Annotated in this window: 18 protein-coding genes and 2 pseudogenes; 16 read left to right on the forward strand and 4 right to left on the reverse strand. The window is 68.7% G+C overall.

Annotated elements, in window-relative coordinates:
- Window positions 1–287: pseudogene (locus OKW78_RS09220) on the reverse strand (hypothetical protein); the annotation flags it as partial.
- 116 nt (window positions 288–403) lie between these two features.
- Between OKW78_RS09220 and OKW78_RS09225 the strand changes: the two are divergent.
- From OKW78_RS09225 to OKW78_RS09235, 3 genes are all read left to right on the forward strand, one after another.
- A complete protein-coding gene (locus tag OKW78_RS09225; protein WP_281194893.1) occupies window positions 404–2,629 on the forward strand; it encodes a twin-arginine translocase subunit TatC in 2,226 nt (741 codons plus the stop codon).
- Window positions 2,630–2,751: 122 nt separating this feature from the next.
- Window positions 2,752–5,706, forward strand: coding sequence for an excinuclease ABC subunit UvrA (gene uvrA, locus OKW78_RS09230; protein WP_281194894.1), 2,955 nt, complete (start codon window positions 2,752–2,754; stop codon window positions 5,704–5,706).
- A gap of 120 nt (window positions 5,707–5,826) precedes the next feature.
- The gene (locus tag OKW78_RS09235) at window positions 5,827–6,210 is read left to right on the forward strand and encodes a RidA family protein (protein WP_281194895.1); all 384 of its coding nucleotides are present in this window, start codon (window positions 5,827–5,829) and stop codon (window positions 6,208–6,210) included.
- Between the two features lie 49 nt (window positions 6,211–6,259).
- On the opposite strand, the gene OKW78_RS09240 is transcribed toward OKW78_RS09235, so the two are convergent.
- Window positions 6,260–8,344, reverse strand: a complete 2,085-nt coding sequence (locus OKW78_RS09240) for a helix-hairpin-helix domain-containing protein (protein WP_281194896.1) — start codon at window positions 8,342–8,344, stop codon at window positions 6,260–6,262.
- Window positions 8,345–8,517: 173 nt separating this feature from the next.
- On the opposite strand from OKW78_RS09240, the gene larE reads away from it, so the two are divergent.
- The 7 genes from larE to OKW78_RS09275 all read left to right on the forward strand — a co-directional run bounded on the left by larE (window position 8,518) and on the right by OKW78_RS09275 (window position 14,206).
- Complete coding sequence (gene larE, locus OKW78_RS09245; protein ID WP_281194897.1) at window positions 8,518–9,507, forward strand: ATP-dependent sacrificial sulfur transferase LarE; 990 nt, start codon at window positions 8,518–8,520, stop codon at window positions 9,505–9,507.
- A gap of 122 nt (window positions 9,508–9,629) precedes the next feature.
- Window positions 9,630–9,833 (forward strand): hypothetical protein, encoded by a 204-nt coding sequence (locus tag OKW78_RS09250; RefSeq protein ID WP_281194898.1) that lies wholly within the window; start codon window positions 9,630–9,632, stop codon window positions 9,831–9,833.
- Window positions 9,834–9,889: 56 nt separating this feature from the next.
- Entirely contained in the window at window positions 9,890–10,162 is a 273-nt protein-coding gene (locus OKW78_RS09255; RefSeq protein ID WP_281194899.1) for a glutaredoxin family protein, read from the forward strand.
- Window positions 10,163–10,211: 49 nt separating this feature from the next.
- Window positions 10,212–11,435, forward strand: a complete 1,224-nt coding sequence (locus OKW78_RS09260) for a DHHA1 domain-containing protein (protein ID WP_281194901.1) — start codon at window positions 10,212–10,214, stop codon at window positions 11,433–11,435.
- Complete coding sequence (locus OKW78_RS09265) at window positions 11,432–12,421, forward strand: AIR synthase family protein (protein ID WP_281194902.1); 990 nt, start codon at window positions 11,432–11,434, stop codon at window positions 12,419–12,421. Before OKW78_RS09260 ends, OKW78_RS09265 begins: the two co-directional genes overlap by 4 nt.
- Before the next feature lie 76 nt (window positions 12,422–12,497).
- Window positions 12,498–13,658, forward strand: coding sequence for an acyl-CoA dehydrogenase family protein (locus OKW78_RS09270; RefSeq protein ID WP_281194903.1), 1,161 nt, complete (start codon window positions 12,498–12,500; stop codon window positions 13,656–13,658).
- Window positions 13,655–14,206: an HAD family hydrolase gene (locus tag OKW78_RS09275; protein ID WP_281194904.1), complete on the forward strand. Its 552-nt coding sequence runs from the start codon at window positions 13,655–13,657 to the stop codon at window positions 14,204–14,206. The genes OKW78_RS09270 and OKW78_RS09275 overlap by 4 nt, the downstream gene beginning before the upstream one ends.
- Window positions 14,207–14,346: 140 nt before the next feature.
- Here OKW78_RS09275 and OKW78_RS09280 read toward each other — a convergent pair whose 3' ends face one another.
- Both OKW78_RS09280 and OKW78_RS09285 read right to left on the reverse strand, forming a co-directional pair.
- The gene (locus tag OKW78_RS09280; protein ID WP_281194905.1) at window positions 14,347–15,498 is read right to left on the reverse strand and encodes a hypothetical protein; all 1,152 of its coding nucleotides are present in this window, start codon (window positions 15,496–15,498) and stop codon (window positions 14,347–14,349) included.
- Between the two features lie 515 nt (window positions 15,499–16,013).
- A pseudogene (locus tag OKW78_RS09285) lies at window positions 16,014–16,271 on the reverse strand (DUF5822 domain-containing protein); the annotation flags it as partial.
- A gap of 123 nt (window positions 16,272–16,394) precedes the next feature.
- Between OKW78_RS09285 and panB the strand changes: the two are divergent.
- The 6 genes from panB (at window position 16,395) to OKW78_RS09315 (ending at window position 21,525) form a co-directional block, all read left to right on the forward strand.
- The gene (panB, locus tag OKW78_RS09290) at window positions 16,395–17,213 is read left to right on the forward strand and encodes a 3-methyl-2-oxobutanoate hydroxymethyltransferase (RefSeq protein WP_281194906.1); all 819 of its coding nucleotides are present in this window, start codon (window positions 16,395–16,397) and stop codon (window positions 17,211–17,213) included.
- Window positions 17,214–17,382: 169 nt separating this feature from the next.
- A complete protein-coding gene (locus OKW78_RS09295; protein WP_281194907.1) occupies window positions 17,383–18,348 on the forward strand; it encodes a phytoene/squalene synthase family protein in 966 nt (321 codons plus the stop codon).
- A 4-nt stretch (window positions 18,349–18,352) separates the two neighbouring features.
- Entirely contained in the window at window positions 18,353–18,562 is a 210-nt protein-coding gene (locus OKW78_RS09300) for a hypothetical protein (RefSeq protein WP_281194908.1), read from the forward strand.
- A 117-nt stretch (window positions 18,563–18,679) separates the two neighbouring features.
- Window positions 18,680–18,910, forward strand: a complete 231-nt coding sequence (locus OKW78_RS09305) for a hypothetical protein (protein ID WP_281194909.1) — start codon at window positions 18,680–18,682, stop codon at window positions 18,908–18,910.
- Between the two features lie 92 nt (window positions 18,911–19,002).
- Complete coding sequence (gene hisD, locus OKW78_RS09310) at window positions 19,003–20,280, forward strand: histidinol dehydrogenase (protein ID WP_281194910.1); 1,278 nt, start codon at window positions 19,003–19,005, stop codon at window positions 20,278–20,280.
- 57 nt (window positions 20,281–20,337) lie between these two features.
- Complete coding sequence (locus OKW78_RS09315) at window positions 20,338–21,525, forward strand: mechanosensitive ion channel family protein (RefSeq protein ID WP_281194911.1); 1,188 nt, start codon at window positions 20,338–20,340, stop codon at window positions 21,523–21,525.
- Window positions 21,526–21,681: the final 156 nt, after the last annotated feature.

A 21,681-nucleotide genomic window follows, 5' to 3' on the forward strand; every position in this document is an offset into this window, starting at 1 on the left:
CCGGCGGTATCGGCGTCGTCAGTGTCGGTGTCGTCGCCGTCGACATCTTCGCTACCGTCGGTGTCGTCGCCGTCGACATCTTCGCTACCGTCGGTGTCGGCGGTGTCGTCGCCGTCGGTGTCACCAACCCCCTCGGTCTCACCGACCTCCTCGGCGTCCTTCCCTTCCGATTCGACGTCCCCCCCGCCGACCTCCTCGTCGAGCGTGGTCGACTCGTTCGATTCGACCGACGGCGACGGGTCTTCGGGGTCCGACGGCTCGTCGCTCGGCCGGTCGTCGTCCTCCATTCATCTTAGGTACGCAACCGGGTGATTATAGGCCTTTTCGGATGGCGTCGCCGGGACGGGGCGTTCCGCGGGCGCGGTCGAAAAGGTTGATAACGACGACGGTCCTCTGCCGCCGTATGGCGAGTGCCCTCGACGAGGACACCCAACAGTCGCTCGCGGCCGGCCGCGAGTCGGCCCGGGCGTTCCTTCGATCCATCCAGAAGGACCTCCAGAAGGTGTTCGTCGTCTTCCTGATCGGCTTCGTCGGCACGTTCTGGGCACTCCGCGTACACGTGTGGGACTACCTCTTCTCGATGACGCTGGCGAACATGTCCCCCGACGTCGCCGCCGAGGCCGACGTCATCGCGACCACGCCCTTCGAGGTCATCCTCCTCCAGGCGAAGATCGGCCTCGTCGTCGGCGCGATCGTCTGTCTGCCCGCGTTGATCTACTTCGCCCGCGACGAACTGCGCGCACGCGGGATGTGGCCGCAGTCGCCCGTTCCCCGCTGGAAGCTCGCGACGATCGGCCTGCTCGGGTTCGTCCTCTTCGCCGTCGGCGTCGCCTACGGCGTCTACGCCTTCTTCCCGATCATGTTCTCGTTTCTGGCCGGGTTCGGGCTCGAAGCGGGCATCCAGCCGACCTACGGCATCGTGATGTGGACCGAGTTCATCGTCTTCCTCTCGCTGTCCTTCGGGCTCGCCGGCCAGATGCCGCTTCTCATCACCGGGCTCTCGTACGCCGAGGTCGTCCAGTACGAGACGTTCCGCGACAAGTGGCGCTACGCCGTCGTCGCCATCTTCGTCTTCGGCGCGGTGTTCTCGCCGCCGGATCCCTTCACCCAGCTGATGTGGGCGTTTCCGCTCGTCGCGCTGTACGGCTTCAGCCTCTATCTCGCGAAGCTGGTCGTCACCGCGAAGCGGAGCTCCGACCGGATCCGCGTGCTCGGGGCGATCCGGAACCACTGGAACGTCGTCGGCGGCGCGGCCGTCCTCGGCGGCGGCCTCGTGTACGCCTTCTACGAGTACGGCGGCCGAACCGCGGCCAACGGCCTCCTCCGTGCGGTCGGTAGCGACTGGCGCTTTCTCGTTCCCGGGGAAGGGCTCGGGCTCGATCCGGTGACCGCCGCCGCGCTCTACGCCGCGGCGTGGGCGCTCGGGTTCGCGGCCGTCGCGACGCTGTGGGCGGTCTACACCGACCTCGACACCACTAGCGCGGGATACCAGTACGGCGATCCGACCGCCATCGACCTCGACGACCTCGACGCCGCCGGGGTCCGCGCCGCCCCCGAGGAGCCGTTCCTCGAGATGTCCGAGGAGGAGTCGCTCGCGCGGGCGCAGGCGGCGATCGACGACGACGACCCCGAGAAGGCACAGGCGATCCTCGACCGCTTCGACGAGGTGACGGCGGACGCCGACGACGGCGGCGAGGACGGCGACGCCGCGGGGACGGGAGACGACGGGTCGGCCGGCGCGGGAGGCGGCGCCGCGGCCGGCGGGCTCGCCGGGTCGGTCGGCGACCGCACCTCGCGTGCCTCCTCGACGTTCCTCTCCGAGCTCACCGGCGACGACGAGGCCGAGGAGGACATCGGCGGCTACTACACCGACCTCAAGTTCATCTTCGACTCGGTCCGCTCGAAGTCGTTCATCCTCCTCGTGGTGTTCGGCGGCGTGATGGGCGCGGCGTTCACCTGGCTGTACCTCGGCGGGCTGGCGGCGGTGAGAGCGGACCTCCAACGGCGGGTTCCGGCGGAGGTCGGCGGCGGGATCAACATCATCACGCTCCACCCCGTCGAGGCGTTGATCTTCATGGTGAAGTTCTCGCTCCTGCTCGGCGGGATCGCGGTGTTCCCCGTCCTCCTGTACTCGGCGTGGCCGGCGCTTCGCGATCGCGGGTTCGTCGCGGGACGGCTCCGGCAGGTGTACCTCTGGACGGGCGCGCTCTTCGGCGGGCTGATCGGCGGCTTCGCGCTCGGGTACGCGTACATCGCCCCCTGGATCATCGGCTGGCTCGTCACCGACGCCGCGAACGCGAACATGATCATCACCTACCAGGTGAGCGACTTCATGTGGCTCGTGATCTTCACCACCATCGGGATCGGCTTCCTCGCGGACATCCCGGTCGCGATGGTGCTTCTGAACAACGCCGGCGTCCCTTACGACGGCTTCCGCGGGCGCTGGCGGGAGGTCACCGTCGGGATCATGCTGTTCGCGGCGGTGTTCACCCCCGCGGACGTGATCACGATGTTCCTCGTGACGATCCCGCTCATGCTCGCGTACGGCGTCGGACTCGGCGTCCTGTTCCTCGTCACGCTCGGCGGCCGACGGAACCTCTCGCCGCCCGCCGAGATCGTCGGGCGGTGACGTTCCCCGGATCGACGCCGCCGCGGTGACGCTCCCGCTCCCGCTCGCCGAGATCGGGATGACGCCTCCGATCACCGAAACCGACGGGTATTCCCGCGCGCGGGCGTTACGCGTCAAGCAGAATGAGCAAGGACTACATCGAGGTCCGCGGCGCGGAGGAGCACAATCTCAAGGACCTCGACGTCCGGATCCCGCGCGAGGAGTTCACGGTCGTCACCGGCCTCTCGGGGTCGGGCAAGTCGTCGCTCGCGTTCGACACGATCTACGCCGAGGGGCAGCGCCGGTACATCGAGTCACTGTCGGCGTACGCCCGCAACTTCCTCGGACAGATGGACAAACCGCAGGTCGAGTCGGTCGAGGGACTCTCGCCCGCGATCTCAATCGACCAGAAGAACGCCGCCAACAACCCCCGGTCGACGGTGGGTACGGTCACGGAACTCCACGACTACCTCCGGCTCCTGTACGCCCGGGTCGGCGTCCAACACGACCCGATCACCGGCGAGGAGGTCGGCGAGCAGTCCGCCCAGGACATGGTGAACCAGATCCTCGAGTTGCCGGAGGGCACCCGCGCGAAGGTCGCCGCGCCGGTCGTTCGCGACCAGAAGGGGGCCTTCGAGGACCTCTTCGAGGACCTGGTGTCGGAGGGGTACGCCCGCGTCGAGGTCGACGGCGAGCCGATGGACCTGACGCTCGACGACCCGGATCTCGACCAGAACTACGACCACACGATCGACGTGATCGTCGACCGCGTGAAGGTGAGCTCCGACGCCCGCTCGCGGATCACGGACTCCGTCGAGACCGCCTTAGAGGAGGCCGGCGGCGCGCTCAAGCTCATCGTTCCGGACCCGCCCGCGGACACGCCGTTCGCCTCGAACGCCCGATCGACCGGGTCGCTGGCGGCGGATTCGGAGGGCGACGACCGGCTCGTCGTCGAGTTCTCCGAGGAGTTGGGGAACCCGAACTCCGACTTCCAGTTCTCGGCGATCGAGACGCGCTCGTTCTCCTTCAACAGCCCGTACGGCGCGTGTCCCGAGTGCGAGGGGATCGGGTCGACGAAGGAGGTCGACGAGGAGCTCGTCGTCGTCGATCCCGGAAAACCCCTGAAACACGTCTTCGAGCCGTGGAGCTACAACCGGACGTACTACTCCAGACAGATCGACAACGTCGCCGATCACTTCGACGTCGACCTCGAGACGCCGTTCGAGGAGCTCGACGAGTCGATCCGACGCCAGTTCCTCTACGGCACCGACGACGTCGTCCACTTCGAGTGGACCACGAAGAACGGCACCAGGGAGAAGACCGAGCGCTTCGAGGGCGTCATTCCGAACCTGGAGCGTCGCCACGTCGAGACCGACTCCGAGCGCGCCCGCGACCACATCGAGGAGTACATGGCCGTGACGACCTGTCCGGAGTGCGAGGGGACGCGGCTCAAGGAGCAGTCGCGACACGTCCGCGTCGCCGGCGCGCCGATCACCGAGGTCAACCGGCTGTCGATCGCCGAGGCGCGCGAGCACTTCGAGGGGATGGAGGACGACCTCGGCGAGCGCGACACGAAGATCGCCACGGAGATCCTCAAGGAGATCCGTGCCCGACTCGGCTTCATGGAGGAGGTCGGGTTGGAGTACATCACGCTCGACCGGGAGGCCTCGACCCTCTCCGGCGGCGAGAGCCAGCGCATCCGGCTGGCGACGCAGGTCGGCTCCGGGCTCGTCGGGGTGCTGTACGTGCTCGACGAACCCTCCATCGGGCTCCACCAGCGCGACAACGACCGACTGTTGAACACGCTCGAGGGGCTTCGCGACCTGGGGAACACCCTGATCGTCGTCGAACACGACGAGGAGACGATGCGGCGGGCCGACGAGATCGTCGACATGGGCCCGGGTCCCGGAAAGCGCGGCGGCGAGGTGGTCGCACAGGGCGACTTCGACGACATCGTCGCGGCCGACGACTCCGTCACCGCGGACTACCTCGCGGGCCGGAAGTCGATCCCGGTGCCCGAGGAGCGGCGCGACCCCGAGGGCGAGCTCGCCGTGAGGGGCGCACGCCAGCACAACCTCAAGGACCTCGACGTGTCGATCGAACTCGGCACCCTCACGACCGTCACCGGCGTCTCCGGCTCCGGGAAATCGACGCTCGTCAACGACGTCCTCTACAAGGGGCTCGCCCGCGAGATGAACGACAACACGAGCGTCGACCCCGGCGAGCACGACGCGATCGAGGGGATGGAGGGGATCGAGACCGTGCGGCTCATCGACCAGTCGCCGATCGGTCGGACGCCCCGGTCGAATCCCGCGACGTATACCGACGTGTTCGATCACGTCCGCGAGCTGTTCGCGGAGACCAAGCTCGCGAAGCGCCGGGGCTACGAGAAGGGCCGGTTCTCCTTCAACGTGAAGGGCGGTCGCTGTGAGGAGTGCGGCGGACAGGGCACCGTGAAGATCGAGATGAACTTCCTCTCGGACGTCCACGTCCCCTGCGAGCAGTGTGGCGGCGCGCGCTACAACGACGAGACGCTGGAGGTGACGTACAAGGGCGTGACGATCGCCGACGTGCTCGGGATGAGCGTCGCGGAGGCGTACGACTTCTTCGAGAGCCACGGAGGACTGAAGCGTCGCCTGAAGCTGTTGAAGGACGTCGGGCTCGGCTACATGGAGCTCGGCCAGCCCTCCACCACGCTCTCCGGCGGCGAGGCCCAGCGCGTCAAACTCGCCGAGGAGCTGGGCAAGAAGGCCACGGGCGACACCCTCTACCTGCTCGACGAGCCGACGACCGGGCTCCACAAGGAGGACGAGCGCAAGCTGATCGAGGTGCTCCACCGCCTCGTCGACGCCGGCAACACGGTGGTCGTCATCGAACACGAGCTGGACCTCGTGAAGAACGCCGACCGCGTGATCGACCTCGGCCCCGAGGGCGGCGAGGGCGGCGGCGAGCTCGTCGCCAGCGGGACGCCGGAGGCGGTCGCCCGCGACGACGACTCCCACACGGGTCGGTACCTGCGCGACCTCCTCCCCGCCGTCGACATCGAGGGTCCCCGAAGCGACCGGCGGAAGCCCGCGAAGGCGGCCGACGACGACTGATTCGGTCGTTCAAACGCAGGTCGGCGTCGCGGCTCGGCCGGCTCACGGCCCGGCCGGGTCGATCCCCACGTCCTCCACCGACCCGCAGCTTGATATGCCGGCCCGCCGTCGCTATCGACGATGAGAGAGATCACGAGCGACGACGTTCCGGACGCGCTGGGCCCGTACTCGCAGGCGATCGTCTCGGACGGCACGGTCCACGTCTCGGGGAAGACCGGCGTCGACCCCGAGACCGACGAGGCTCCCGAGTCGGTCGGCGAACAGACCACACAGACGCTCGCGAACGTCGAGCGGATCCTGGAGGCGGCCGGCACGGACGCGGACGCGATCTTCCGGTCCACCGTCTACCTCACCGACATGGACGACTACGACGAGGTGAACGAGGCGTATCGAGCGTACCTCTCCGAGCCGTATCCCGCCCGGACCTGCGTCGAGGTGTCGCGGCTCCCCGCGCCGCTCGACGTCGAGATCACCGTCGACGCGGAGCTCGACGGCGACGAGTGAGGCGGAGAACGGCAGCTAACGACGCTGAGAACGGCGTTTCCTCCCGATCTCAGAACTTCACCAGCAGGTCCTCGTAGAACTCGCCGCCCCGGTCGTCGGCCAGCTTCTCGACGATGAGCTCCGGCGTCGACCGCGCGAGGTGCCCCTCCCGCGGCGAGCGGTTCACGCGGAGCTCGCCGTCGACGAGCCCGACCGCCTCGATCCCGTCGACGGCGACGTCGTAGTCGGCGGCCTCGCGGATCTCGCGGGCCAGATGCGAGACGAAGACGGCGACCGCGTCCTGCTCGGAGAGCGCCTCCAGGATGCCCGCGATGATCTTCGCGGACGCGCCCGGCTCCGTGATCGACTCCAGCTCGTCGACCAACACGAGCCGCCCGTCCGCGCCCTCGACGAGGTCGCCGAAGTCCCGCAGCGTCGCCTCGAACGCCCCCGCGTCGAGGGTACCCTGTGATTTGGCGTAGTAGTGGACCTCCTCGAAGCGGTCGAGTTCCACGTCCTCGGCCGGGACGGGCATCCCCATCTGTGCGAGGACGACCACGAGCGCGACCAGATCGAGCGTCGAGGTCTTCCCGCCGGAGTTCACGCCAGAGAGCAGTCGAACCCCGTCGACCGCGTAATCGACCGGTTCGACGTCGGCGAAGTCCACGTCGAGAAGGGGCGAGCGGCCGCCCTCGATCCGGAAGCCGCTGGAGCTTCCGTCGTCCGCGCCGCCCACGCCCCCGTCGCCCTCGCCGCCGGCGTCGCCTTCGTCCCTCCCGTCCGGATCGCGGACTTCGGGAATGACGCAGTCGAAGTCGCGGGCGAACCGGGCGATCGCGAGCTCCACGTCGAGCTCCAGGGCGTCCCGCACGAGCGCCTCGACGGGCTCGCGGAGCTCGCCCAGGTCCGCCGCGAGATCGGCTTTCAGCCGGGCAGCCCGCCGGTCCCGTCCGGCGGCCAGCTCGGTCCGCAGCCGCGAGACGGCCGACTCGTCGCGTTCGACCGGAAACGAGGGGTCGTCGTCGAAGACGCGCTCGGCGAGGTCGACCTCCTCGGATGTGAGCTCGAGCGCGTCGACGAGGTGTTCGCGGGCGCGCCCCATCGCGGTGTCGTACTCGTCCGCGAGCTCGCGGTCGAGAAGCGAATCGACGCGGGCGCCCTGCTCGACGAGCGAGAGGAAGTCGGTTCCCTCGATGGTGACGTCGCGCTCGCGGATCGCCTCGCGGAGGTGGTCGTCGGCGACGGACTCCGCGGTCGACACCGCCGCGTCGAGGTCGTCGACGGCGGCGGTCAGCCGCTCGAGTTCCGCGTCGCCGACGATCGTCCCGTCGTCGTCGAGCCGCGAGAGGGCGTCCCGGAGCGCGTCGAGGTCGGCCGCGGGCTCGGGGGCGGCGTCGCCGTCGGCGTCTCCCGTCCGGTCGGCCGCACCCACCGTCTCGTGGACCGCCGCGGCCGCCTCCAGCCGGTCGCGGTTCTCGGCGAAGAAGGCGAGCAGGCGCTCCGGCACCGTCTCGGCGGGCGTCGAGAGCGCGTCCGGCCGCACGTGGACGTCGCCATCGACGTCCATCCCCGCGAACGTCTCGTCGAGGACGATCACGCTCGCGTACGACCGCGCGAGTTCCGCGACGTCCCGAGTGTCCTCCACGGTCTCGACCGACAGCTCGGGCACGCGGGCCTCGGCGCGGGCGTACACCTCGGCGTCGGCGGTCGCCAGACAGCGGTCGCGAACCCTGACGGTCGGCGGGTCCGCGAGCGGCTCGACGCCGGCGAGCGCGTCCAGGACCGCCGGGTCGGGATCGCGCTCCGTCGCCGCGGCGGCGAACGCCTGCGCCTCCGCGATCCGCGAGGCGGACGCGCTCGGGTAGAACGTCTCGAGACGCTTCTCGGCGTAGTCGGTCACCGTGCGCTCCTTCAGCAGGCCGAGGGCGTCGCGGTACACCTCCCGGGCCCGGTCGGTCGCCAGCACGCGGCTCGCGTCGTCGTGGCGACGGCGGATCGCGCCGCGGGCGACGCGGGCCGCCCGCGCCTCGTTCACCCCCGGCGCGCGGGCGATCGCCGCCACGTCGCCGGACTCGACGGTCACGGCGGGGTCCTCGAGCTCGCGGAGCGCCCGCGCGGTCTTCTCTCCCACGCCGGGGATCGCCTCCAACTCCATTCACCCCTCATATCGCGGCAACCCGCAAAAGGATGCGGGTGTCGGCGGTCCGAGGGCATCAGGATGGAGACCATCCCGATGAAGGACGTCCCGATGGAGATCGTCACGGTGGAGCCGCGGTCGCCCCCGGCCGACGCCGACGACCTTTTTCCCGACGACGACGAAGCGCGGCCATGGACCAGGACGCTCCCGCGGTCGGGATCGACGACCCCATCGCGACGGGAACCGACCGACTGGACCCCGAAACGGCGGAGAAGGCGCGAGCCGCTCGCGAGGATCTCGCGGCCCGTGACGGGGTTCTCGTCGCCTTCTCGGGCGGCGTCGACTCCTCGGTGGTGGCGGCGCTCGCACACGACGCCCTCGGCGAGGACGCGGTCGCGTGTACCGCCCGCAGCGAGACCCTGCCGGCGGCCGAACTCGACGACGCGAAACGGGTCGCCGGGGAGATCGGGATCCGCCACGACACGGTGACCTTCTCGGAGCTCGACGACCCGAACTTCGTCGCCAACGACGGCGACCGGTGTTATCACTGCCGAACGATGCGGCTCGGCCGGATGTACGACCGGGCCCGCGAGCTCGGGATCGGGACCGTCTGCGACGGGACGAACGCCGACGATCCAGGGGAGGGCCACCGACCCGGCCTGCGCGCGGTCGAGGAGCTCGACGTGTCCTCGCCGCTCCTCGACGCCGGGATCACGAAGCCGGAGGTCCGTGAGATAGCCGAGGCGTACGGTCTGTCGGTCGCGGACAAGCCGTCGATGGCGTGTCTCTCCTCGCGGATCCCGACCGGACTCGAGGTGACGGAAGCGCGGCTCTCGCGGGTCGAACGGGCCGAGACTATCCTCCGCGAGTGGGGGTTCGAGGGGTTCCGTGTGCGCGACCACGACGGGCTCGCGCGGGTGGAGATCGCCCCCGACGAGCTGGAGCGCGCGCTCGATCCCGCCTTCGCCGACGCGGTCCACGAGCACCTCACCGACGTGGGCTTCGAGTACGTCACCCTCGACATGGCGGGCTACCGAACGGGTAGCGTGAGTCCCGGCGGCGACACCGATGACGGGACGGTCGGAAGCGTCGACGACGGGACGGGCGAAGGTGACTCGGAGGAGAGCGACGACGCGGACGAGGGCGACGCGCTCGATCTCGACCGACGGTACCCGCGCTGACGACGTCGGACGAGGCCGAGCGAGGTCGAGGAGGCTCCGCCGAGACACGTCAGCCGTTTCACGTTATCAGCCGGGAGAATCCGGCACGAACGCTTATAAGCCGTATCGGACGATCCCACGGCATGGGCGAAGCCAACACGCTCGCGGTGCTTGCGGGCGGGGTCGGCGGCTCCGTCGGCGCGTTCGTCGGCGTCGCGATCGGCGGGGACCCGATTCGAGTCACGCTGATCACGCTGGTCGTCGCGCTCCTGGTCGGGGGCGCGGTCGTCGCCAGCGCGGTCATCGCCGGCGACGTCGAGTTTCTGGTGGACGTCGACGGCGAGTGAGCGATCGAGCGAACGGGACCGAAACCCTCTGAACCGTCGCGACCCACCGTCCGACCATGAGCGACGTCGAGAAGTCCGGTCCGGTCCCGGTCACTATCTACACCCGCGAGGACTGCTCACCGTGTGTCGTCGCCCGCGAGACGATCGAACGGGTCGCGTCGGAGCTGGCGGTCGATATCGACCTCGAGCTCGTCGACGTCGACGAGGACCCCAAGCTCGCCGACGAGTACGGCGAGCGCGTCCCGTACGTGTTCGTCGACGGCACCCCGGCGTTCAAATACGAGGTCGACGAGCGGGAGCTCAAGCTGAAGCTGCTCGCGGCGTCGTGAGCGGTCGCCACCGATCACCTATTTACCTGACCGCGACGAGGTCCCCTCCATGACGGCATCACGCGCGCCGGCGGAGCCGGCGGTCCGCGAGTTCGAGTCGACGGTCGAACGGATCGACGGCCGGGAGGTCGTGCTGGCGGAGACGTACTTCTACGCCGAGTCGGGCGGCCAGCCGGCCGATCGCGGGACCCTCGGGGGCGTCCTCGTCGACGACGTGTTCGAGCGCGACGGCGAGGTCGTCCACATTCTCGCGGAGGACCCCGCCGCCGGAACGGCGGGCGACGTGGAGCCGGGAGACACCGTGACGGGCGTCGTCGACGACGACTTCCGGACCTATTGTGCCCGCGCACACACCGCCTCACACGTCCTCTACGGCGCGGCTCGCCGGACCTGCGAGGACCTCGGCTACGCCGGCTTCGACATTTCCCCCGAGAAGGTTCGCGTCGATCTCACGACCGCCGAACCGCTCGACGACGCGGACCTCGTCGAGCTCGAGCGGCTCTCGAACCGGGCGGTGTGGGACTCCCGATCGGTCTCCTGGGAGGTGCTCCCCGAGGCGGAGGCGCGCGACCGCGACGGGATCGCGTTCAACACCAAGACCGAGGAGGGCGCGATGAGCGGCGGCGAGTCGGTCCGCGTCGTCACCGTCGAGGACTGGGACGTGGCCGCCTGCGGGGGAACTCACGTGGAGAACACGGCCGAGATCGGTCAGATCACGGCGCTCGATCGCTCGAACCCCGGCGAGGGGGTGACCCGCGTCGAGTTCGCGGTCGGCCCGACCGCCGTCGACCGGGGGGCCGCGATACACGCGGCCGCGCTGGAGTCGGCCGCGGCCGCCGACACCAACGTCGACGACCTCCCCGAGGAGGTCCGGCGGCTCCGCGGGGAAGTTGACCGACTCGATTCCGCGCTCCGTGACGCGCGATCCGACCTGCTCCGCGCCCGGCTCGCCGAGTTCCCGACGATCGAAGTCGACGGGGTGGCCTGGGCGATCGGGTCGCTCGCGGACGCCGACCCGAACGACCTCCGTGAGCCCGCGACGGCGCTGCTCGAGTCGGACCCCGCCGTCGACGCGCTCGCGGCGGTCGGGAGCGGGAGCGCGCCGTTCGTCGTCGCCGCCGCCGCGCCCGACGCGGACGCGGACGCCGGCGCGGTCGTCGAGGCGGCCACCGACGAGTTCGGCGGCGGCGGGGGCGGCGGGCCGACGTTCGCGCAGGGCGGCGGACTCGACGCTGACCCCGACGAGGTCGTCGCCTGGCTCCGGGATCGATGACGGGGAAGGTCCCGCCGGACGCGCTCACGGAACTCCTCGCTGCGACGGGCGCGACGGACCCGGCGGTCTCGACCGGGCCCGCCCACGGCGAGGACGCGGCCGCGATCGACCTCGGCGACCGGACGCTCGTCGTCGCCACGGACCCGCTGTCGCTCGCGACCGAGGCGGTCGGACGGCTCGCGGTCCACGTCGCCTGCAACGACGTCGCCGCGAGCGGCGCGGACCCGCGGTGGCTGACGAACACCGTCCTCGTCCCCGACGCCGATCCCGAACGCCTGCGGACGATCGCGACCCAGGTCGACGAGACGGCGACGGACCTCGGCACGGCGGTCGTCGGGGGCCACACCGAGACGGTGCCCGCGCTGGACCGCCCGCTGCTCTCGATGACGGCGCTCGGGACGACGGACCGCTTCCTCCCGACCGGCGGGGCGACGCCCGGCGACCGGCTGCTGCTCACGAAGGGTGCGGGCATCGAGGCGACCGCGATCCTCGCGACCGACTTCCGGGACGAGTGTGCGGCCGCGGGCGTCGACGACGCGACGCTCGAGTCGGCCGCGGGGTTCCTCGCGGACGTGAGCGTCGTCCCCGACGCCGCCGCGGTTCGGGAGTTCGCGACCGCGGCCCACGACCCGACCGAGGGCGGGGTCGCCGGCGCGCTCGTCGAGCTCGCCGCGGCCGGCGGGATCGTCGTGGAGGTGGACCGTGAACGGGTTCCGGTCCGGCCCGAGACCCGGGCCTGTTGTGACGCGCTCGGGATCGACCCGCTCGGCGCGTTCGGCTCTGGCGCGCTGCTCGCGGCGGTCCCGCCCGAGCGAGTCGACGGGGCGCTCGAGGCGCTCGAGGCGGCCGGGATCGATGCCGCCGAGATCGGAACGGTCCGCGAACCGGAAACGGGTTCGGACGCGGAGCCGGCCGGCACGCTCCGGCTCGACGGCGAGGCGATCCGCGAGCCGCCGCGCGACGAGCTGTACCGCCTCTGGGAGTGAGTAGAGGGTCCCGCCCCCTCTGCCGCCGCGCCCGTCCGCCCGCGCACTTTTGCCGGACGGGATCGAACCTCGGGACATGACTGGCGCGCGCGTCGGGTCGGCGCTGACCGAGGAACAGGCGGCGGTCCGCGACCTCGTCCGGGAGTTCGCACGCGAGGAGGTCCGCCCCGTCGCCCGGGAGGCCGACGCGACGGGGTCGTTCCCCGAGGACGTGTGGGACGGGCTCGTCGAGCTCGGGCTGACCGGGCTCACCGTCCCCGAGGCGTACGGCGGGTTCGACGCGGACGCGACGACGTACGCGGTCGTCAACGAGGAGCTGGCACACGGCTCGCTCGCGGTCGCGACCGCCCTCTCCGTCCACTGTCTCGTGACGTCCTGTCTCGCCGAGTTCGCGGCGGAGTCCCACCGGGAGCGGTGGCTCCCCGAGATGGCCGAGGGTCGCCCGGTCGGGGCGTTCTGTCTCTCCGAGCCGCACGCAGGGTCGAACCCGGCGGCGATGTCGACGACCGCCGAGTACGACCCGGACGCGGACGAGTACGTCATCGACGGCGAGAAGCAGTGGATCACCAACGGCTCGCGGGCTGGCGTCGCCGTCGTCTTCGCGAAGGTCGATCCCGACGACGCCGACTCGATCACCCAGTTCCTCGTTCCCATGGACGCGGAGGGAGTCGCGGTCGGTCCGAAGGAGGAGAAACTCGGCCTGCGCGCCTCCGACACGACGCCGATCGCCTTCGACGGCTGCCGGATCCCGGCGGCGAACCGACTGACCGAGGAGGGACGGGGGCTCTCGGCCGCGCTCGAGACCCTGACGGGCGGCCGGATCGGCATCGCGGCACAGGCCGTGGGGGTCGCGCGGGCCGCCCTCGAGGCGGCGACGGCGTACGCGAGCGAGCGGGAGCAGTTCGGCGAGCCGCTCTCCGAGGTCGGAACGATCCGCCACAAGGTGGCGGAGATGTCGACGGACGTCGCCGCCTCGCGGCTGCTCGTTCGCGAGGCGGCCCGGAAGGTGGACGCGGGGGAGGACGCCCGTGTCGCCGCCGCGCAGGCGAAGTTCCGGGCGAGCGAGGCCGCGATGTCGACCGCGAACGAGGCGATCCAGATCCACGGCGGCTACGGGTACACGACCGAGTTCGACGTCGAGCGGTTCTACCGCGACGCGAAGGTCACGGAGATCTACGAGGGGACGACGGAGATCCAAAAGGAAGTCATCGCTCGGGGAACCTTCGACACACGATGACCACCGCCCTCGACGCGGCCGACGCGATCGTGTACGACCTCGACGGCACCCTCCTCGAACTCGCGGTCGACTGGGACGCCGTCGCCGACGACGTCGTCGCCGCGTACGCCGAACGCGCGCTGATCGCGCCGACGGGCGACCTCTGGTCGCTGCTCGACGCCGCCGCCGACTACGGCGTCGAGACCGCCGTCGAGGAGACGATCGCCGGACACGAGCGGACCGGCGCGAGCGAGTCAGTGCTGTTGCCGCTCGGCCAACGGCTCGCCGCCGGCGACGACCGCCCCGCGGCGGTCTGTTCGCTCAACTGCGAGGACGCCTGTCGGATCGCCCTCGAGACCCACGGACTCGGGGAGGCGATCGACGCCGTGGTCGGCCGCGATACCGTCGAGACGCACAAGCCCGAGCCGGAGTCGTTGCTGGCGGCGGTCGACGCGCTCGGAAGCGAACCGGACCGGGCCGTCTTCGTCGGCGACTCCGAGAGCGACGCGGTCACGGCCGACCGCGCGGGCGTCCCGTTCGTCTCCGTCGCCGACGCGCTCGACGAGTAGGTCGTGCCGATCAATACGGAGGTCTCACGAATCGGTCAGTTCAGGGATCCCACGAATCGGTCAATACAGAGGCCGCACCCATCGGCGTTTGCTGAGAGACTTGACACTCACGGTATCACAAAGAAGAAGATTTCGAGTGCTTAGAGCCGTTCGACGTGTTCGAAGAGGAGGCGAGACGATAACCGCAGACGAACAGTGGTTCGACCGTTCAGTTGGGTCACCCCGTCGGGGACTTGTTCTGTATCAATCAACAATTCGTTTGTATCCGACAGCCCAAGATACAGTTGGTCACCAACGGAAAGCGCCGATGGGACTCGTTGTCCTCCGTCACCTTGATCAGATCGCAGTCTGATTCGCGTATCGGATGGCACCTCGCCACCATTTACGAGTTCCATTTCGAATGCTGACCCTCCCTCAATCAGGCTGATGTCGAATTGAAACCCATCCTCGCGTGCTGTATCACCCCAATCAGGTTCCGACACTGTTGTCTCACCAACGTTCTCAACAGTTGCGGTGAGGCGTCGTCCTTGCGTGGTCCCATCAAACGTGACCGTTAGATCAAAACTTAGGTCGGTCACAAATCCTGAGTCTGTGACGGCGATGGAGGCTTCGTATTCGTCTATTTCTCCGCCGAAATTGATCCGCTCCGGATTACGCACACCGGTGGACGTGTACGTTGCAGCGAAGCCATTCGCTGTTTCAACGATCTCCTCAGCCCCTCCCCACTCCGTCGCAGTGAGATACTGTCTGAATTGACGGAGGCCGGTCACCTCATTCGTGTCTGGTTGCTGATTATCGATCCGATAGGTTTGATCGAACCCAGATTCAACCTGAACGTACGACACTGATTCGCTTTCAGGTGCCCAGATGTACTCAGTACCATCGGATTGCTCAACTTCTCTGTAGATACTGTTCGAATCGAACTTGTTCGAACTTGTCTCAGAGAACTCGTTTCCATCGAAGACATCAGTTCGATCACGAGTGAGTGTTAACGAACCGGCACCAGTGAGTGTGGATTCGTGAGTAGCATAGAGCTGTTCTCCGGCGATTCCGTCCTGTGTCGCTCCTTCTGGGTACTCAAACTCAGACAGCGATGGGGTAGAATCATCCGACGTTTCTTCCTCTTCTTGTTCGGAGGGGTCAGACGATTCCTCCTCCCCTGATGTTTCCTCCTCATCAGAGTTGTCAGACGGTTCTGCGCTTTCGTTACCGGAACATCCGGCAAGTGCTGTAGTTAGTGCGGCAGAACTAACTAGAAGTGAACGTCTCGTGACCGAGATACGATCATCCATTACTCACAATTATGGTTGTTATCCTTATACTTAGTACTGTGTATGTAGTATAGAAGCGACGATCAAGTTGATGATTTAGTGATAAATTATGTCAAGTACACTCCGGAGATCTGATGAATTTATTAGTAAGTGATATATTCCGATCCGGTCGCGGTCAATACAGGTGAGTCAGACATCGTAGATCTATTGATGATAAAAAGAACAAACACAGGCAGATGTCCGTCCAAAAAGCACTTCTCCTTGAATTGTTCTCAATCTTACTCGTACTGTATGGGGGATTTACGCTATTAGACACGGATATGATGGGCGAGACATGGGCCTTTCACATAGGGTTCTATCTTGGTCTTATCGGACTCCTCTACGGTCTCGTCGGTGTTAGGATAGTAGGAGCCTTCCAAAACGATACGTAAGCAAGTGCGATAGAACGGCTGTTTCACCCAGATATGCTCTAAAAATCGGATCGCAACGAAGCCGTTGAGAGAGCGGACCACGAAGGGAGCGCGGATCCCTCACTCCTCGTCGTCCGAACTCGAGTAGCCGTCGCCGGCCTCGGTACGCCTCGCGTAGACCGCGACCGCGACCGCGGTGAGAAACCAGATCGGCGCGCCGACGCGGACCGCGAACGCGGCGCGGGCCCCCCACGACTCCAGCGTGACGAACGTGGAGAGGACGGCGACGACCGGGGCGCCGACGAGGATCGTGACGACGAACGTCGTCTGCATCACCCAGCCGTAGTCGACGCCCTCGACTTCGACCTGCTCGACGGGTTGCACGGGTGAGCTACCGGGACGAACGGACATATCGATGGCGGTCCACGGTTCCGTCTCCGGGAGCGATCGACGTCTCCCACCCGGGATCCCGTCGGTTTTAATCGGACGGGGGACGACCGTCGATCGATGACCACGACGCGGGGACTCCGGGACCGCGAGGAGCCGATCACGATGCTCACCGCCTACGACGCCCAGACCGCGGCGGTCGTCGATCGGGCCGGGATCGACGTCGTCCTCGTCGGCGACAGCATGGGCAACACCGCCCTGGGCTACGACTCGACGCTCCCGGTGACGATGGCGGACGTGCGCTCACGGACCGCCGCCGTCGCGCGCTCGGTCGAGGACGCGCTCGTCGTCGCCGACATGCCGTTCCTCTCGTTCGGCGTCGAGGAGGCCGAGTCGGTCCGAAACGCCGGCGAACTCCTCAAGGAGGCCGACGCGGACGCGGTGAAGATCGAGAGCGGTCCACACACCGTCGAGACCACGCGGCGGATGACGGAGGTGGGAATTCCGGTGATGGCCCACCTCGGGCTCACGCCACAACACGTCAACCGGCTCGGCGGGTACACCCGGCAGGGCACCGACGAGGAGGCCGCGGCGGAGATCCTCGACCTCGCCCGCGCCCACGAGGAGGCGGGCGCGTTCGCGTTGGTGTTGGAACACGTCCCGTCCAACCTCGCGGCCGCCGTCACCGACGCCCTCGAGACCCCGACGATCGGGATCGGCGCGGGCCCCGACTGCGACGGACAGGTCCTCGTGATCGACGACGTGATCGGGCTCGGCGAGTGGTCGCCGCCCTTCTCCCGGCAGTTCGGCGACGTTCGCGGCGAGATGACCCGGGCGATCGAGGAGTACAGGGACGCCGTCGAGACCGGCGAGTTCCCGGCGGGAGAACACGCACACGTCGAGGAGGAACTCGAGGACGTGTACCGCACGGAGGAGTAGGGTCGTACCGCACGCAAAAGTAGGATCGCGACGGTCCCGGTGCCGGAGTTCGACCCCGGAGACGGTGCTCGATATTCGTGGGAACTGTTATACTTCTGCGGACCGATCCATAGGTGTACATGATGGGCGACCCGCTCTCGACCCTCCGCGGCGAGTCACCGGGGGCGACATGGTAGAGAAACGCCAGGTCGCCCGGGGCAAACGGATCCAGCGTCGCACCGGAAAGACGTTCCACGTCGCCACCCGCCTGCTTCCCGAGGACATCCGTCACCCGACCTACGTGTTGTACGGGTTCTTCCGGGTCGCCGACGAGATCGTCGACGCCGAGGAGACCGCCCCGCCCGCCGAGCAGCGCGCGGAACTCGAGCGACTTCGTCGGGCCGCCCTCGGCGAGGAGTCGACCGACGACCCGGTCCTCGAGGCGTTCTCGACGGTCCGGGCCGAACGCGGCATCGCGGACGCCGACGTGAACGCCTTCATCGACGCGATGGAGAGCGATATCGACGCCGACCGATACGAGACGTACGCCGACCTGGAGACGTACATGGACGGCTCGGCGTCCGCGGTCGGGCGGATGATGACCGCGATCATGGACCTCGATCGGGAGGCGGAAGCGGCGGCACTACCGCACGCCACCAGGCTCGGCGAGGCGTTTCAGATGACCAACTTCCTGCGGGACGTTCGCGAGGACGCCATCGAACGCGACCGGGTCTACCTCCCGCTCGAGACGCTTCGGCGACACGGAGTGAGCGAGGAGCAGATCCTGGAGTTGGAGTTCGACGACGGCGTGGAGGCCGCGATCCGCGAGGAACTCGTCCGGACCGAGCGGCTCTACGAGGAGGGCGTCGCCGGGATCAAGTACCTCCCGCAGGACTGCCAGCTCGCGGTGTTGCTGGCGGCGGTGTTGTACGCCGACCATCACCGGCTCATCAGGAAGCTCGGGTACGACACCGTCTCGACGACGCCGGAACTCTCGTTCGTCCGGAAGCTCTCGCTTCTCGTCCGGACCCGCTGGAAGTGGCAGTGGAATCCCGACCCGGAGGCCGTCTTCTACGAGATGACTCACGGCTTCGACCGCGACCGCGGTCGCCACGGTCACGGCCGCCACGATCACACGGCCGTCCGGACCGACTGAGTCGATGCATCGGGCACGATTCGTGCGGCTCGCCGTCCTCGCGTTCGGACTCGGGATCGCCGCCTTCGTCGTCCGCGGGACGACGCGACTGCTCGCGCCCTACGAGGTCGCCGTCGTGCTCTCCGCGCCGCTGCTTTTCGCCGCCGTCACGCTCCTCGTCGGCCTCGTGGTGATCGCGACGCTCGACGTGGCCGGGATCCGTCCGGTGGAGTGAGCCGTCCTCAAGGTCGTTCCCGTCCGGTGGAGCGAGCCGCCGATCCGCTTGGCGGATCCGTTCGACCGGCGCCGTCGGGGAGAAATCCTTATGCGACTCTCGCCACGACGAGGATCCATGACTGGACGGTACGGCGATCTGGACTACCCGACGATCACCAAACGGAGCTTCCTGTTCGGGCTCACCCTGTTCCTGATCGGGGCGCTCGGCGAGTTGACCATCCACATGACGGGGGCGCAGGTTCCCGGCTGGGAGGAGACGCTCCTGGTCGATCTCGAGTTCCTCGGAACCGCGATCGCGCTGCTCTCGCCGTTCGTGTTCGGGATCCTCCTCCCGCTCACCGAGTAGGGCGGCGGATCGAGAGGATGGACGCCGGCGGATCGAGAGGATGGACCGCCGCGAGCCGGAACGCCCTTTTCCCGTCGTCCCGGAGCGAGGATATGAACGTACGAGCCGTCGCCGACCTCTCGCCCGCGGAGCGGCGCGCCCTCTTCGAGCGCGACGCGGGGATCGAGGCGGTCCGCGGGGACGTCGAGGGGATCGTCGATCGGGTGCGCAGGGAAGGGGACGTTGCCGTCCGCGAGTTTGCCGAGGAGTTCGACGGCGTGGCGGTCGGCAACCTCGACATCACCGACGAGGCCGCCCGCGCGCACGCCGAACTCGAGGACGCCGACGACCCGGTGCTCGAGGCGGTCCGTGAGGCCGCGGACAACGTCCGGGCGTTCCACGAGCGCCAGCGACCGGAGGACTGGCGGGAGTCGTTCGAGGGGCGCGAGCTTGGCCGCCGCTTCCGGCCGATCGACCGGGCGGGCGTGTACGTCCCCGGCGGCGCGGCGGCGTACCCCTCCAGCGCGCTGATGGGCGTGATCCCCGCGGTCGTGGCGGGCGTCGACCACGTCTCCGTCGCGACCCCGCCCGCGGACGACCCGAACCCCGTCACGCTCGCGGCGATCCACGAGGCGGGCGCCGACGCGGTGTACCAGGTCGGCGGCGCACAGGCGATCGCGGCGCTCGCGTACGGGACGGAGACGGTGACGACCGTGGAGAAGGTCGTCGGGCCCGGAAACAAGTGGGTGACCGCGGCGAAGGCGATCGTCCAGGGCGACGTCGAGATCGACTTCCTCGCGGGCCCGAGCGAGGTACTGGTGCTCGCGGACGGGACCGCCGATCCCGAGTACGTCGCAGCCGAACTGCTCGCGCAGGCCGAACACGACCCGAACGCCTCCGTGGTCGCCGTGACGGACGACGCCGACCTCGCGGCCGCGGTCGCGAAAGCGGTCGAGGCGGGCGTCGAGGAGCGCGAGCGCGCGGAGACGATCCGGTCGGCTCTCGAGAGCGACGCCTCGGGCGTCCTCCACGCCCGCTCGATGTCGGAGGCCGTGCTCTTCACCGAGGAGTACGCCGCCGAACACCTCTCGATCATGGCCGACGACGACGAGGCGCTGCTCGACCGGATCTCGAACGCGGGCTCCGTCTTCCTCGGAGCGCACTCGCCGGTCGCCGCGGGCGACTACGCGGCCGGCCCGAACCACGTGCTACCGACCAACGGCGGCGCGAAACGGTACGGCGGGCTCTCGGTCGACACGTTCCTCCGGTCGTCGACGGTCCAGCGGCTCGACCGCGACGCCCTCGCCGACCTCTCGGAGACGATCACGACGCTCGCGGAGGCGGAGGGGTTGGAGGCGCACGCGGAGAGCGTCCGGAAGCGGTTCGAGTGAGCGTACGACGCGGGTTCCGGCAGCAACGGTTATCCCGCACAGCGGCGTGAGGACCTCATGGTACCGTCGCTCGCCGTGCTGTTCGAGGGCCTCACCGCCGCCGAGGCGACGGCCGCGGTCCTGTTGATCTCCGTCGTCGCCGCGGTGGGAATGGAGTTCGTCGTCCTCCGGCTCGCCCGCCGGTACGTCTCGAACACGGACACCGCCTACGACGACATCGTCATCGCCTCGCTGCGGGCGCCGCTCGTCGTCACCGCCGCGCTCGTCGGGGTGTACGTACTCACGCAGATCCCGGCGGTGCGGTCGTCGGTCCTCGCGGACCCGCAGCTGCTCGACGACGCCTTCGGGCGGCCGGCGCTGTCGGTCATCGTTCTCGTCTGGGCGTACGCCGCCAACACGGTCGTGAACCGACTCGTCGCCGCCGTCAACGCCGAGGGAAGCCGATTCGACTTCGCGCCCGTCTTCTCGAACGTCTGGACGCTCGCGGTCCTCGTCGGGGGCGCCGGGACGCTGCTGTGGCTGTGGGGCATCGAGATCACGCCGCTTCTCGGCGCGGCCGGCGTCGCCGGCATCGCGGTCGGCTTCGCCGCGAAGGACACGGTCGCGAACTTCTTCGGCGGGATCGCGCTCTACTTCGACGACACCTACAAGATCGGCGACTACGTCGTCCTCGACGACGGCACGGCGGGGTCCGTGATCAAGGTCGGCGTGCGCTCGACGACGCTTCTCACCCGCGACGAGGTGATGGTCACCGTTCCGAACGCCGTGCTCAACGCGTCGAAGGTGACGAACGAGTCCGCTCCGGGGCGTCGCCGCCGAGTCCGGATCCCGATCGGCGTCGCGTACGGCACCGACGTCGACGCCTTCGAGGAGCTCGCGATCGAGGTCGCGCTCGCCGAGTCGCTGGTCCTCGACTCGCCGAAGCCTCGAGCCCGGCTCCGTTCGTTCGGCGACTCGGCGCTCCAGTACGAGATCCTCTGTTGGGTGAACGGGCCGACGCGCCGCCGCCGCGCACAACACGAGCTCAACCGCGCGCTGTACAAGGCCCTCGGAGAGGCCGGCATCGAGATCCCGTACCCGAAACGCGACGTGACCGTCTCGGGCGCGTTCGACACCGAAACCACACCCTCGACCGATCCCGCCGATTCCGAGGTCGCCGGGGGAGCTTCGGTCGTTGCGGACGGTCGGTCGTCGGCCGTCGACGCGGCCCGTCGCGACGGGGCTGAGGCGGACGAGCGGCGCTGAACGCGGCGGCTCCGGAGCGATATATAGCGCTCGACACGGAACGGATCGCTCGGGAGTGCCCGAAGCCGATCCCGATCGCTCGGGATCCATCCGGACCGATCGGAGACGACCGTACCCCTCATAGAAGCCTTCTTACGCCGGAGAACGGCAGTTTCG

Origin of the sequence: Halorubrum sp. F4 (genome assembly GCF_027257195.1) — an archaeon.
Lineage (GTDB): Archaea > Halobacteriota > Halobacteria > Halobacteriales > Haloferacaceae > Halorubrum.